The sequence below is a fragment of the Rhodococcus sp. SB1D genome, assembly GCF_048573875.1.
Taxonomy (GTDB): Bacteria; Actinomycetota; Actinomycetes; order Mycobacteriales; family Mycobacteriaceae; genus Rhodococcus_F; species Rhodococcus_F qingshengii.
The window spans coordinates 57,557-70,067 of the sequence record NZ_JBMAIQ010000008.1; the positions used below are offsets into that span (position 1 = coordinate 57,557).

At 60.6% G+C, this 12,511-nt stretch carries 12 protein-coding genes and 1 pseudogene; 6 read left to right on the top strand and 7 right to left on the bottom strand.

The window, feature by feature from the left end:
• Positions 1 to 418 precede the first annotated feature (418 nt).
• The 3 genes and pseudogenes from ACN50D_RS18580 to ACN50D_RS18590 form a co-directional block, all read left to right on the top strand.
• Positions 419 to 787, top strand: coding sequence for a hypothetical protein (locus ACN50D_RS18580; protein WP_020906454.1), 369 nt, complete (start codon positions 419 to 421; stop codon positions 785 to 787).
• A 112-nt stretch (positions 788 to 899) separates the two neighbouring features.
• Positions 900 to 1,265, top strand: coding sequence for a pyridoxamine 5'-phosphate oxidase family protein (locus tag ACN50D_RS18585; protein WP_047269305.1), 366 nt, complete (start codon positions 900 to 902; stop codon positions 1,263 to 1,265).
• A 78-nt stretch (positions 1,266 to 1,343) separates the two neighbouring features.
• Positions 1,344 to 2,087 (top strand): annotated as a pseudogene (locus ACN50D_RS18590) (HNH endonuclease family protein); the annotation flags it as partial.
• 16 nt (positions 2,088 to 2,103) lie between these two features.
• Here the strand turns inward: ACN50D_RS18590 and ACN50D_RS18595 are convergent.
• The 4 genes from ACN50D_RS18595 to ACN50D_RS18610 form a co-directional block, all read right to left on the bottom strand.
• On the bottom strand, positions 2,104 to 2,274 hold the full coding sequence (locus tag ACN50D_RS18595; protein ID WP_007734610.1) for a hypothetical protein: 171 nt from the start codon (positions 2,272 to 2,274) through the stop codon (positions 2,104 to 2,106).
• A 353-nt stretch (positions 2,275 to 2,627) separates the two neighbouring features.
• Positions 2,628 to 2,996: a hypothetical protein gene (locus ACN50D_RS18600; RefSeq protein ID WP_029537646.1), complete on the bottom strand. Its 369-nt coding sequence runs from the start codon at positions 2,994 to 2,996 to the stop codon at positions 2,628 to 2,630.
• A 288-nt stretch (positions 2,997 to 3,284) separates the two neighbouring features.
• The gene (locus ACN50D_RS18605) at positions 3,285 to 4,403 is read right to left on the bottom strand and encodes an Ig-like domain-containing protein (RefSeq protein WP_118602765.1); all 1,119 of its coding nucleotides are present in this window, start codon (positions 4,401 to 4,403) and stop codon (positions 3,285 to 3,287) included.
• A 55-nt stretch (positions 4,404 to 4,458) separates the two neighbouring features.
• Complete coding sequence (locus tag ACN50D_RS18610; RefSeq protein ID WP_211921586.1) at positions 4,459 to 5,673, bottom strand: Ig-like domain-containing protein; 1,215 nt, start codon at positions 5,671 to 5,673, stop codon at positions 4,459 to 4,461.
• Positions 5,674 to 5,970: 297 nt separating this feature from the next.
• Here ACN50D_RS18610 and ACN50D_RS18615 point away from each other — a divergent pair, with 297 nt between their 5' ends.
• Genes ACN50D_RS18615 through ACN50D_RS18625 form a run of 3 tightly spaced genes read left to right on the top strand, consistent with a single transcriptional unit; the run spans position 5,971 to position 8,578 of the window.
• Positions 5,971 to 7,470, top strand: coding sequence for a SulP family inorganic anion transporter (locus ACN50D_RS18615; protein WP_039973399.1), 1,500 nt, complete (start codon positions 5,971 to 5,973; stop codon positions 7,468 to 7,470).
• Between the two features lie 35 nt (positions 7,471 to 7,505).
• Positions 7,506 to 7,931 (top strand): MerR family transcriptional regulator, encoded by a 426-nt coding sequence (locus tag ACN50D_RS18620; RefSeq protein ID WP_211921585.1) that lies wholly within the window; start codon positions 7,506 to 7,508, stop codon positions 7,929 to 7,931.
• Positions 7,932 to 7,957: 26 nt separating this feature from the next.
• Positions 7,958 to 8,578, top strand: a complete 621-nt coding sequence (locus tag ACN50D_RS18625; RefSeq protein ID WP_003945756.1) for an L-threonylcarbamoyladenylate synthase — start codon at positions 7,958 to 7,960, stop codon at positions 8,576 to 8,578.
• Between the two features lie 34 nt (positions 8,579 to 8,612).
• Here ACN50D_RS18625 and ACN50D_RS18630 read toward each other — a convergent pair whose 3' ends face one another.
• The 3 genes from ACN50D_RS18630 to ACN50D_RS18640 all read right to left on the bottom strand — a co-directional run bounded on the left by ACN50D_RS18630 (position 8,613) and on the right by ACN50D_RS18640 (position 12,421).
• Complete coding sequence (locus tag ACN50D_RS18630) at positions 8,613 to 10,526, bottom strand: alkyl/aryl-sulfatase (protein ID WP_211921584.1); 1,914 nt, start codon at positions 10,524 to 10,526, stop codon at positions 8,613 to 8,615.
• Positions 10,527 to 10,625: 99 nt separating this feature from the next.
• Entirely contained in the window at positions 10,626 to 11,189 is a 564-nt protein-coding gene (locus ACN50D_RS18635) for a TetR/AcrR family transcriptional regulator (protein WP_054826166.1), read from the bottom strand.
• Positions 11,186 to 12,421, bottom strand: a complete 1,236-nt coding sequence (locus tag ACN50D_RS18640) for a cytochrome P450 (protein WP_211921583.1) — start codon at positions 12,419 to 12,421, stop codon at positions 11,186 to 11,188. The genes ACN50D_RS18635 and ACN50D_RS18640 overlap by 4 nt, the downstream gene beginning before the upstream one ends.
• Positions 12,422 to 12,511 lie beyond the last annotated feature (90 nt).

Genomic DNA, 12,511 nt, shown 5'->3' on the forward strand with positions numbered 1-12,511 from the left:
AGACGACGATCGCGGGCAAAACCTCGATCGCAGCGACCCCGGGTACGCCGCCTGGTTCGCGAACGTCGCCGACGCGGGTGGTCAGCCGATTCCGTACAAGCGACCGCTGACCGCACCGGTGTATCCGCAACTCCAGCCGCCGGCCCCGGACTACGAGACGGATACGAGACGGCCACTCAACGCACCCGCCGGAGACGGCTGGCTACCCGCAGACCGCATCGACGAATTCGAGTCGTCGAATGGCCGCCCATCTGCACCGAACGGAACGAGCCCACAAATCTCACAAACTGAAAAGTTGCCGCCCGACCCACTCCCGACGCCGCAACCAACAATTCCACCTCGAAATGTACCGATGACTTCACCACCGAAGCATCACCTGGAGTCGCCCCGCGCGACTCGGCCCTACCAAGGAGAAGCAATGAGCAACATCGACAAGATCCTCGGCGAATTGATGCGCATCGACGGTGCCAGCGGTGCAGCCGTCGTCGACGCCGACAGCGGAATGGTTCTCGGCATGAGCGGCAACCCGTCATTCAGCCTCGAGTACGCCGGCGCCGGCAACTCCGAGGTTGTGCGAGCAAAGCTCCGCACGATGAGTAACTTGGGGATTACCGACACCCTGGAAGACATCCTGATCACCCTGAGCAACCAGTACCACCTCATTCGCGTCCTCGAGACGCCCGGACTGTCGACGCTGTTCGTGTACCTCGTTTTGGACCGTGCGCGTGCGAACCTGGCGCTGGCCCGCCACAAGCTGGGCGAACAGACCCCCAAGATCGAGATCTGACGCTTCCACTCCCTTCCCGACAATGCCCGGTCCTCGCCAACGGCGAGGGCCGGGCATTGTTCGTTCCGAACACTCGATTGGTGAACCTCGCGCCGGCGCCGATACTGGGACCGTGACTATCGCGGATGCTCCTTGCGTGTGGTTGACCACCCTCCGAAGCGACGGCTCGCCGCACACGACTCCGGTCTGGTTCTTACTGCATCAGAACACATTCTGGATACCGAGCGCTGAGCAGAATCGTAAGGTTCGGAACCTGCTGGACGATCCTCGGGTCTCGTTGGCAGTCGACGGATCCGCTGGCGACCCGTGGGTCGCACAGGGCCTCGCGACAATTCATCACGATGTCGGCGAATTCGTCGACCTCCTGAGACTTTTCGGCGAGAAGTACGACGGCTGGGATGCCGCAGACGAAACTCGTGACGGTCCGCGGGTCCTCGTCTCTGTCCCGGTGACTCGATGGTTCCTTCGACCAGACTGACAGACAGTGCCGGTTAGGCCCGAATTGTCGTGAATGACATACTTGTAGTTCATCTCTCGCAGAAATGGACTCTCACACATGGCACGCACGGCATATCACAGGCGCGGCATCACCGGCGTCACCATCGGCATTGCTGCCGTGATCGTGCTGGGAGGTTGCGCCAATTCCAACGCCGACGCGCCCGAAACATCTTCTCTCGGTTCGGGAATCGGATCCGGTGTCACCACGACGGTCGTGACCGAAGCCTCGGCTCCTTCGTCCGCCGCAATTGAACTGCTGGCACAGATCCCCGTCAAGGGACGCGCACCCAAGACCGGATACGACCGCGCGCTGTTCGGTACCGCCTGGACCGACGACGTCACCGTCGAATTCGGCCACAACGGCTGCGATACTCGCAACGACATCCTGCGGCGTGACCTCACCGACCTGACATTCAAGGACGGCTCCAAAAGCTGCTCGGTCCAAACCGGTACGCTCCGTGACCCGTACACGAACAAGACCATCGCGTTCACCCGCGGCCAGGACACGTCTTCTGCAGTCCAGATCGATCATGTAGTCGCACTCTCGGACGCCTGGCAGAAGGGCGCACAACAGCTCGATACACAGACGCGAACCAATCTGGCCAACGACCCTCGAAACCTGCGCGCTGTCGACGGGCCCACGAACCAGAAGAAGTCGGATTCCGACGCGGCGACCTGGCTGCCACCCAACAAGGCCTACCGCTGCCAGTACGTGACTGCTCAAGTGGAAGTCAAAGCGGCATACGGTTTGTGGGTCACCCAAGCCGAACACGACACCATCGCAGACATTCTCGCGACCTGCTGAACTCTTGCGGTGATCAGCGGCCCTTGATCAGATACCGCACAATCGCCATTCCGAGCGCGAGGCCCACTACGGTGGCGAGCGCTGCAACCAGACCGTGACCGGTCAGTGCGACGAACACACCGGTGATGACTGCGACGACGGCAATGATCCCCGCGTCCACTCTGCTTTGACCACGTTCAGGCATGGCACTCTCTCGTGCTGTCAGGTCCGTCCGCTCCCCTCGTAGCGGACGGACCCAGCGGCAATCTGTCGAAATGCGCGAACTCCGGTGGCCTCACCGGGCTGACTTTGCGGGCGGTCCTGCGAGGCCGGCACGTCCCCCGGAGCCAACTCACATCGGTTCACGAAGTCCGTACCTTCGCAGAATATACCGATTGGTAGGTAATTACCGAGGGCTAAAGTCCCTGGTCATGGACTCATGCGACGAGTGGTCGGAAACTCGAGACGAACGAGCACATCCGCGAGGCGAGCGTTAGCCGAGATAGCAGAGGTCCGTGGCCACGGCCAGAGGCCCATCTGGAATCAGAGCGGAGACGTCTATGACCCGAAAAGTGATCCGAGATCCAACGATCCGACTGACGACACTCGCTTCCAATCAGCGCAATATGCGGTGGTGAAGCGAGAATCCGTCAAGAGAATCGTGACTGTCGCCGGTTCGAGGGTGCTTTCGAACTCGAGGACATTCAATTCACCATCGCCGTCGACCTTCGCTCGGCCGTATATGCACGGCATGTCAGCTGATACGGGCCCAGACGTCGTGTAGGTTCCCGGCAACACCTCCCACGGCACGTCGAACAGTCCGTGACCAGGAATCGTTCCCGGCGCTGCTGAGGCCGCAGACGTCCCGATCATTGCCACACCGACAGCTACTGCTGCAGCGGACGCGAGCAAACTAACCTTGCGCATTTTCCCTACCTTGTTCATACCTGAACCGCAGCGGCGAGTTCGAAGGCTTGTTGATGTAAGAACCCGCGGTTCGCGCAGTTCTTCAACTAACGGTAGTAAAAGGGCACCAGTTTTGGTGAGCTACCTTTTGTGGTTCTGGCCCGATTTACGTGACGGAGACTCCCATTGAGAAAAACTGGGAACGCCGGCGTTGCGGCTCTCGGCATGATTCGAACCTGTCATTCCAGTATTCGATCACACACCCGTCTTCGAGCCGAAACGTCGACGCTCCCCTGCCGTTTGGGTGACTCAGCCTCCGAGTGAGCCCGTCGGCAGCTTCGAGAAGATGTCCCCGAGGCTTCCGGTTCCACCAGGAGTTTCCGGTTCCGTCGGATCCACCGGCTCGACGACGATGACACCAGGCACGGTGACGGTCACGGTCTTGTCCGCAGATTCCGAAGAACTGAACTTCTTGGTACCCAAGAACTTTGCGGTGATGCGATGCTCGCCCTGGTCGCGGAACGGCCAGACCAGTTCTGCATGGCCATTGGAATCGACTGTGGCGCTGCCGATCTTCGTATCGCCGTCGAAGAACTCGACCGTTCCCTCACCCGGGTTCGGGTCGATACTCGCCGCAATCTTGACGTCTTCGCCCGTCAGTGCCTCCAGTGCGACAGCGACCATCGTCTCGGTCTGGTTGGTCGTGAAGACCTCGGTAGTCGAGAGGGCGTTGCGTCCTTCCCCCGCAGCAACACAATACCCAGCGGCATTGACCCACCGGGACTCACCGAAACTCATGCTCGTGTCTTTGATCTTGATGCTCGGGCTCGTCGCCCCGGCGCGCAGGTGCGTCGTCGCATTTCCCTCGTCGGACCGAGCTTCGAGTTTCAATTCGACTGCCGGCAAACGAAAGTCCGTGTTCGCCTTGACTTGCAGCCCTTCCTTGGGCTTGTTGTCGTTCGCGCTCGGACCGTCGTTGACTGTCTTGTTGCCGGTACCGGTAATTCGCAGGTACTCACCCGCCGGGTTTGCGTTTCCGTCTGCGCCCACCCGGAGCAGCACCGCAGTCTCGCCGGTCAAGTTGGACGACGAATCACCGACGAGGGAGTACGAAACCAGGGTTGCCCCTTGCGGTAGTGCGATGTCGTACTTGATACGACCGGTGTCCGAATCCGAACTACGCATGGTGCCTGGATGCAATTTCACTGTGAACTGTTCGCCGGGACGCACGGACGTGGGCGCCGTTACCTCCATGTTGTCGGAGAACGACGAATCCCAATCGGTGGCGCCGTCGACCCGGCACTTGTGTTCGAAGGAAACTGTCCGCGTCACGGTATCGGAAGCCGCTGCCACCGGCGCGAACACAGCGAGGAGTCCGGCCGCGAGTGCTGGTACGACAGCGCAAACTGCCAGAGTGCGGGGGTTCATGTGTTGCCTTTCAGAAGAACTCGGCCATTGAAAGTTCAGTGAGGTAGGACCGTGATCACTTGCCTCCGAGCGAACCCGTCGGCAGCTGCGGCAGAACGGACTCGAGGCTGCCGAGACCGCCCGGAGTGCCCGGATCGGTCGGGTCGGGATCGACCGGACCTGTGGTGTCACCGGTCACCTTGAGTACGTGTGCCGCCGACGAGTACTTCGCCTCGTCTCCGGTAGCGGTGAATACTGCAGTCACGGACTTGGTACCCGCCTTACCGAAGGTGAGATCCAGGCGCGCAATACCGCGAACCACCGGCCGCGGGTCACCGACGGGTTTGCCGTCGACCATGAACTGTACTGTTCCCGTTGTGTTTTCCGGATCGACGTGAGAAGCAAAAGACACCTTAGTACCGGTCGCGGCGGTAGCCGGTCCTTCGAGCTTAGTCACGATGTCCGCGCCTGGCTCAGGATCAACGGGCCCCAGGTCCCCGTCGATCTTCGTGGATGCCAGGGCGCCGGCACCGGCATTGAGGGGGCCGGTCTCAGCGTCGCGCGGCGAGCAGGATGTGGGCGCCCAGATGGTTCCCGCGAGCCAGTGACCGACCTGAGGGAGGAAGGTCAAAAATGACTCCGGCCCACCGAAAGTACCTGCAGCACCCGAAGTCCGGACATTGGTTTCGACTGCGCCGGAAGGCCCGGCTTTCACGGTGATTCTGATCTTCGGAAAGACGATGTTCGTCTCGGCACCGGACTGAGCATTGATCGCCAGCCCACCGTGCGCACCCGACGACGATGACGGGCTGTTGCCGATCGCTTCGTTTGCGCCGGACAACCGGAGTATCGGACCGTCCGCTGCGGGAGTGCCGTCTTCGTTGACACGAATCACCGAAGCAGGTTTCCCGGCAATAACATTGCCCGGATCGGTGACCGTCGCCGAAACGAACTCCGCGTTGGTCGGAATCGGCAGATCAATCTTCAGACGCGAGATCTTCTTGACGCTTGCGCCGCTCACATCGTTCGGGATCTGGACGCTACCCGGATCCACGTCGATGTCGAAGACCTGACCTGGCGCGACTACCGTCGGAGCCGAAACCCGCACCGTGGCAGGCTTTCCGTCTGACGAAGGACCGGAGAACGCACTCGGAACTGCGCGGCACGTGACCTGGAACGTTGTCGACGTGGTTTCTGCAACGGGCGCCGCGGTCGCCGGAATCACGGCCACAGCGGTTCCACCGGCAAGGAGGCCGGTAAGGAGCGCAGCATTCAGTAGGCGTTTTGACATGATGTCCTCTCGGAACAACCTGATTGACGTTTGCCGCCGAACTGTAACGGAGCCAGCGCCCGAGTTGACCCGTTTTCAATAAACAAAACCCACACAGTAGGTAAATACTTGGTAAGAGTTACTGGTCGTCACATCTGACCGCCGCCGCAGGCCTTTCCCCTCTCGACCAATCTCGCGATTCGAGATTCACTGCGGGGAAACACAATTCGACAGAAGTTCGCACCGTAGTGAGATCTCCGGTCATACTCTACCCTTACAGGAGGGTAGAGTATGAGAACCTCGTCAGGACGGAATCTCATGGCAGTAACCATCGCTTCATCCACCAACGACAATTCGGTTCGGGCCGCGCTCCGGTCACCTCACCGTCTCAAAACGGAGGTTTTGGCCGGACTGGTCGTGGCGTTGGCACTGATTCCCGAGGCGATCTCGTTCTCGATCATCGCCGGCGTCGATCCGCGGGTAGGACTGTTCGCGTCGTTCACGATGGCAGTGACCATCGCCGTCGTCGGCGGACGACCCGCAATGATCTCCGCAGCTACCGGCGCCGTCGCACTGGTCGTCGCTCCACTGACGCGCGAGTACGGAATCGACTACCTGATTGCGACAGTCCTTCTGGCCGGCCTTCTCCAGATCGTGCTGAGCCTCCTGGGCGTCGCAAAGTTGATGCGCTTCATTCCGCGCAGCGTCATGGTGGGATTCGTCAACGCACTCGCCATCTTGATCTTCATCGCCCAACTCCCCCACCTGATCGATGTTCCGTGGCTCGTCTACCCACTCCTTGCAGTCGCACTTCTGCTACTCGTATTCCTGCCGAAACTGACGAACGCCGTCCCGGCTCCACTGGTGGCAATCGTGCTACTGACAACCGCCACAGTCGTTTTCGCGTTCGATGTCCCCAACGTCGGCGACGAGGGCGAGCTTCCGTCGAGCCTACCGACGCTACTGTTCCCCGATGTCCCCCTGGACATGCACACACTGTCGATCATTGCGCCGTACGCATTGGCCATGGCGCTCGTCGGACTCCTCGAATCGTTGATGACGGCCAAGCTCGTCGACGACGTCACGGATACGCACTCGAACAAGACCCGAGAAGGGTGGGGCCAAGGCGTCGCGAACATCGTCACCGGCTTCTTCGGGGGCATGGGAGGGTGCGCGATGATCGGCCAGACCATGATCAACGTCAAGGTCTCCGGCGCTCGCACTCGAATCTCGACTTTCCTGGCGGGCGTGTTCTTGCTGATACTCGTCGTCGGCCTCGGCGATGTGGTGGCGTTGATTCCCATGGCCGCATTGGTGGCCGTCATGATCATGGTCTCGGTCGGCACTTTCGATTGGCACAGCATCAATCCGAAGACCCTGCGCCGCATGCCGATCGGCGAGACAGTGGTCATGTTGGTCACCGTGGCAGTCACCGTCGCGACCCACAATCTTGCCTACGGCGTGATCGTCGGAGTGATCACCGCGATGGTCATCTTCGCTCGCCGCGTCGCGCATCTCACCGAAGTGATCGACGTCGCGCATCCGGACGAGGACACCCGTGTCTATGCGGTTCGAGGCGAACTGTTCTTCGCATCCAGCAACGATCTGATCTACCAGTTCGACTACGCCGGCGACCCGAAGAACATTGTCATCGATCTGTCCGAGTCTCATGTCTGGGACGCGTCGACCGTCGCGACACTAGACGCCATCACCACCAAGTACGCGGCCAGAGGCAAGAATGTCGAGATCGTGGGGCTCGACGACGCATCGGCCGAGCGCCACCTGCGCCTGTCCGGTCGCCTGGGTGACGGTCACTGAGAGTATGGAGGCCCAGCGCGAGGAAAGTGGGAGTGATGTCTGAGCCGGAACATGCGGGCCAAGGGCCGAACATGCAGATCGGACAGGTTGCCGAACGCACCGAACTGTCGATCAAGACGATTCGTCATTACGACGAGGTCGGTCTGGTTACTCCGTCCGAGCGGAGCGCCGGAGGATTCCGCCTCTATACCGAGGCCGATGTCCAACGGCTACTGGTAATCCGACGAATGAAGCCGCTCGGATTCAGTCTCGAAGAAATGAAACAACTTCTCGATTCTCTGGCAGTGCTCGGCGACGAAGCTTCGGACGCGTCAACGCTCACCGCTGCAACCGAATTCGTCACCGACTGCCACACCCGGGCGGAAGAAAGCTGCACACACTTACGTAAGCAACTCGCCTACGCCGAAGAGCTGACGGGTTTGCTCGCCGACCACAGTCTCAACGGTGAACGGCATTCGTGATCTGCAAGCTGAACTAAGCTGAGTTGATGGCCCGATACTTCGACGTTCACCCGGAAAACCCGCAGCCGCGCGCGATCAGCCAGATCGTCGAAATGCTGCGCAACGACGCGGTCATCGCCTACCCCACCGACTCCTGCTACGCCCTGGGCGCCCGAATGGACAATCACTCGGGCACCGATCGGATCCGCGAGATCCGTCATCTGCGTTCGGACCATCACTTCACGCTGGTCTGTGCCGATTTCGCGCAGCTCGGGCACTTCGTTCACGTCACCAACTCGGCGTTCCGCGCGGTGAAAGCGGCTACGCCTGGGCAGTACACGTTCATCCTTCCCGCCACGAAGGAAGTTCCGCGTCGGCTGGCACACGCCAAGAAGAAGACCGTCGGAGTGCGTATCCCCAGCCACCCGGTAGTGCGGGCACTCTTGCAAGAGTTGGGTGAACCCATCCTCTCCAGCACCCTTCTCCTGCCCGGCGCCGAGGAACCGATGACGGACGGCTGGCAGATCAAGGAAGAACTCGACCACCAACTCGACGCCGTCATCGACTCGGGTGACTGTGGAACCGAACCCACCACAGTCGTCGACTATTCGTCCGGTGTTCCCGAAATCGTGCGGGTCGGCGCGGGAGATCCTTCTCGTTTCGAATGATCCCCCGCCCGGGCCACATCATGGAGTCGACCAGTCACGGCGTGACGATATCGAACCACAGATCGAAGTCCTCCAGCAGCGAGATGAACGTCTCCAGTTCGGACTGATCTCCCACAGCTTTTGCCGTTCCGGCCTTGATGGATTCGGTGAGCGAGGTCGTTCCCAGATACACCTCGTTGAACACGGCACGGGTCAAGGTCAGAGTCAGGGCGGCCGAAGCATCTGCCTTGTCCATGTCGTAGTTCAGCACGCCGTTGCGCACTGTGACCAGGACGTTGTCCGCGGTGTCCGACAACACGAATCGCAACGACAGGTCTACATCGGCTGCTTTGGGACCGTCGAGGCGAACTGCCCAGAAGTCCAGCATCTGCTCGAGCGGCATCACTGCGACCACGGCCGGGCCAGTGGGGTTGTTGGACGGCATCGGTGCCAGCGGATGCCGCAATTCCATCGCTCCGACCAGGTAGAAGTTGCGCCACGTACCGTTCTCGGCTTGGTAGCCGAGTTGTTCGTACGTGTCCGCCAACAACTCTCGCGCTTTCTGATTACTCGGATCGGCGAACACCAGATGGTTCACCAACTCCGCGGCCCAGCGGTAGTCTCCGTCGTCGAACGCCTGCTTGCCCTTGGTCAGAAGTGCGTCCGGCCCGCCGACGGCTTCGACGTAGCGCTTGCCGTTCTCCACCGGCGGATGGGGATTGAGGTGAGCGGGAACGCCGTCGAACCAACCGAGATAGAAGGTGTAGATCGCTTTGACGTTGTGACTGAGCGAGCCGTAGTACCCACGGTTGTACCACTGCTTTCCGATCGCGTCGGGTACCTCGATCTGGTCGGCAATCTCTACCGGTGTCAGTCCCTTGTTGGCAAGGCGCAACGTCTGATCGTGCAGATACTTGTACAGATCTGCCTGATCCGACATCAGCTTCAAGATCTTGTCGTTGCCCCACGTGGGCCAATGATGCTGCGCAAAGATGATTTCGACGTCGGGGAACAGTTCCATTGCCAGACGCACGTAGTGCGACCACGCTTTGGCGTCGCGAGTCTTGGCGCCGCGCAACGTGTATAGATTGTGCATCGTGTGCGTGACGTCCTCAGCTGACCCGAGCGCCTTGAAATCGGGTAGATAGAAGAGCATTTCGGATGGCGCCTCGGTTCCCGGCGCGAGCATGAACGTCACGCGCACACCGTCGATGACCTCTTCGTGCACCGGTTCGGTGATGACGTCGGTAGGCACGGCGAACGTCGAAGTGCCGTGCGAAGTGGACAGGCCGAGACCACCGGATACCTGCCCTTGTGGCCCCGGACGCAGGAACGATCCATACATGTACATTCCGCGACGTGTCATCGCCGTGCCGGCAAGTACGTTCTCGGAAATCGCTTCCTCCGTGAAACTGTCTGGTGCGTAGACCTTTACGGCACCGGACTCGATCTCTTCGTCGGTGACAAATCCTTTGACACCGCCGAAGTGATCGCCGTGGGAGTGCGTGAAGATGATTGCCTTGACCGGAACCTTCGGGCGGTGCTGGTAGTACAACTCCAGCGCGAGAGCGGCTGTTTCCGCGGACATCAGAGTGTCACCGATGATCAACCCGGTGTCGCCCTCGATGATCGTCGTGTTCGACAAGTCCTGGCCGATCACCTGGTACAGACGATCAGCCAGCTTGAACAGTCCACCGCCCTTTCCCATCAAAGTGGCTTGGCGCCACAGACTCGGGTTGACGGTATCCGGTGCATCGCCGTCGGCGAACCCGTAGGCGTCGTACGAGAAGATGAACTGCCCTTTGTCACCTTTGACCAGTCCGCCATCGATGAGCGGTGCCACGAGACCTCGAGAAATCAGTTCGAAGTCGAAGGTGTCGTCGAAAGGAAGGTCACGGAGAACCTGGGTATTTGCCAGGCGAGTCGCTTCGGTGGCGGGCTTGGGGTCGAGTTCGGACGGTGTAGTCATCTTCTCTTACGCTCCTCGGGAACTCGCGGTGACCTGTGTCGGGATATCGGTTCATCCTCGATCCCCACGCAGCCCTCGCACATCACCCGGAAGGGATGATCAGGTGGCCCGTCCAGCAATCAACAGCGCAACGACGAACTCACGCACCAACGTCCGCTCGTCGTTCTCGTCCGCCCCCGGCACCATGAGCAGCGAGAGAATCACTCGCACGATCCAGCGCGCCCGCGACGCTGTGCCTGCTCCGAGTTCACCCAGCATCGCGACACCAAGTCCGTTGATGACGTCGGATGAATTGGCAAGTTCACCGGCAAGACTCGCATCACCCGGGGTGAACCATGCAGCCAACGTCGGAGTGCTACGCACCGCGGACACTGCAGTGAGTATGGCCGTCTCCAGACGCTCACTCGGATCGTCGATGGTCGCTACCGATTCCGCGATCGCAGTTCCCAGCCTGCGAGCTTCGCGGTGAACGAACGCAATGTGAAGAGCCTGCCGATTCTCGAAGTACCGATACAAGGTGGCCCGGGAACATCCTGCAGCAGAGGCTATCTCCGCCATACCGACCGCGTTGACGCCTTTCGCGACGAACAATTGTGCCGCGCTGTCGAGGATCTTCTCGGCTGCCGCCAAGGCGCGCCCCTCGCCGAGCCAGTCGTTGCTCATGGCCGAGTCACCGACATCGGAGCCGAGAGCGGACGGCGCACGTAGTTGCCCGGCGCGTATTGCATCGCGTCGATGTCGACATGGAAGTCGGGAATCCGGGAAAGCAACTCTTCCAAAGCAACTCGCGCCTGCATTCGAGCTGCCGATGCGCCCAGACAATGGTGGGCGCCATGGCTGAAGGTGAGGATCTTCTGCGGTCGACGCAAGACGTCCAACTCCGCCGCGTCGGGTCCGTACTTCTCGGGATCACGATTGGCCGCACCGTACATCAGCAGAACCTTACGTCCTGCCGGAATCACTTTGCCACCCAAGGCCACATCTCGCGTCGTGGTGCGTGCCAGTCCTTGGACCGGTGAGGTGAGTCGAAGCAACTCGTCGACCGCGTCGGTGATCAATGCGGGATCGTCCAGCAGGATCTGACGCTGGTCGAGGCGTTCGGTCAGCATCGCCACCGAACCACCCAGCATTCCTGTCGTGGTGTCGTTTCCACCGGCCACCATGGTGAAGGCGAAGCCCAGAATCGACAGCAGGCCGGACATGTCGCCGTCCTCACCGAGTCCAGCGGCGAGTAGGTGCGAAATCGTGTCGTCACCCGGTTCGACCTTGCGGCGTTCGATCAGCGAAGCGAAGTACATCATCAACTCACCGGTGGCGGCCTGCGCCGTCGTCGCTGCCGCGGCCACACCACCTGCCGAATTGGCAGCGACAATGGCTTCGGTCCAGCCGTCGAACCGGTCACGGTCCGATTCCGGCACACCCAGATAGTGTGCGACAACCATCGACGGCAACGGTTTGAAGAGCTCGACGACGATATCGCCGCTGCCACGCGCTTTCAGCGCCTCGATACGTTCGACGACAAATGCGCGAACCATCGGCTCGACCGCCGATACCTGACGCGGAGTGAAACCCTTCGACACCATGCGCCGGAACTCCGACTGCACTGGCGGATCCTGCATCACGAACGGCGGATTGTCCTGCATCCCGATCTGTTCGAGTTCACCGTAGACAGTGGTCAATCCCTCTGCCGACGAATACGTCTCGTAGTCGCGAGCGGCGTTGTAGACGTCTTCGTGACGGGTGAGCACCCAGTAGTCGTCCCGCGGCGCAGCTTCCGGCACAACGTTGTGCACCGGGTCGTTCTCGCGCAATGCGTCGTACATGGCCCAGGGCGAACGCCAGGACTCCCCGGTGGAAGGTACAAACCGTGGCGAATGTGACACAGAAGTTGTCATGACTCGACTATGAGACAAATTGCCGAATGTGTCAACGTTCTACGATCAACCGTTCCCACGAGCAGCATTGAGTAACTCGCATCCACGCAG

What these genes read in the sequence shown, in the direction of transcription:
- ACN50D_RS18625 (WP_003945756.1), top strand. Translation starts at nt 7,958, where the DNA reads ATGGCCCGATACTTCGACGTTCACCCGGAAAACCCGCAGCCGCGCGCG.
- ACN50D_RS18630 (WP_211921584.1), bottom strand. Translation starts at nt 10,526, where the DNA reads ATGACTACACCGTCCGAACTCGACCCCAAGCCCGCCACCGAAGCGACT.
- ACN50D_RS18615 (WP_039973399.1), top strand. Translation starts at nt 5,971, where the DNA reads ATGGCAGTAACCATCGCTTCATCCACCAACGACAATTCGGTTCGGGCC.
- ACN50D_RS18595 (WP_007734610.1), bottom strand. Translation starts at nt 2,274, where the DNA reads ATGCCTGAACGTGGTCAAAGCAGAGTGGACGCGGGGATCATTGCCGTC.
- ACN50D_RS18580 (WP_020906454.1), top strand. Translation starts at nt 419, where the DNA reads ATGAGCAACATCGACAAGATCCTCGGCGAATTGATGCGCATCGACGGT.
- ACN50D_RS18605 (WP_118602765.1), bottom strand. Translation starts at nt 4,403, where the DNA reads ATGAACCCCCGCACTCTGGCAGTTTGCGCTGTCGTACCAGCACTCGCG.
- ACN50D_RS18640 (WP_211921583.1), bottom strand. Translation starts at nt 12,421, where the DNA reads ATGACAACTTCTGTGTCACATTCGCCACGGTTTGTACCTTCCACCGGG.
- ACN50D_RS18600 (WP_029537646.1), bottom strand. Translation starts at nt 2,996, where the DNA reads ATGCGCAAGGTTAGTTTGCTCGCGTCCGCTGCAGCAGTAGCTGTCGGT.
- ACN50D_RS18635 (WP_054826166.1), bottom strand. Translation starts at nt 11,189, where the DNA reads ATGAGCAACGACTGGCTCGGCGAGGGGCGCGCCTTGGCGGCAGCCGAG.
- ACN50D_RS18610 (WP_211921586.1), bottom strand. Translation starts at nt 5,673, where the DNA reads ATGTCAAAACGCCTACTGAATGCTGCGCTCCTTACCGGCCTCCTTGCC.
- ACN50D_RS18620 (WP_211921585.1), top strand. Translation starts at nt 7,506, where the DNA reads ATGTCTGAGCCGGAACATGCGGGCCAAGGGCCGAACATGCAGATCGGA.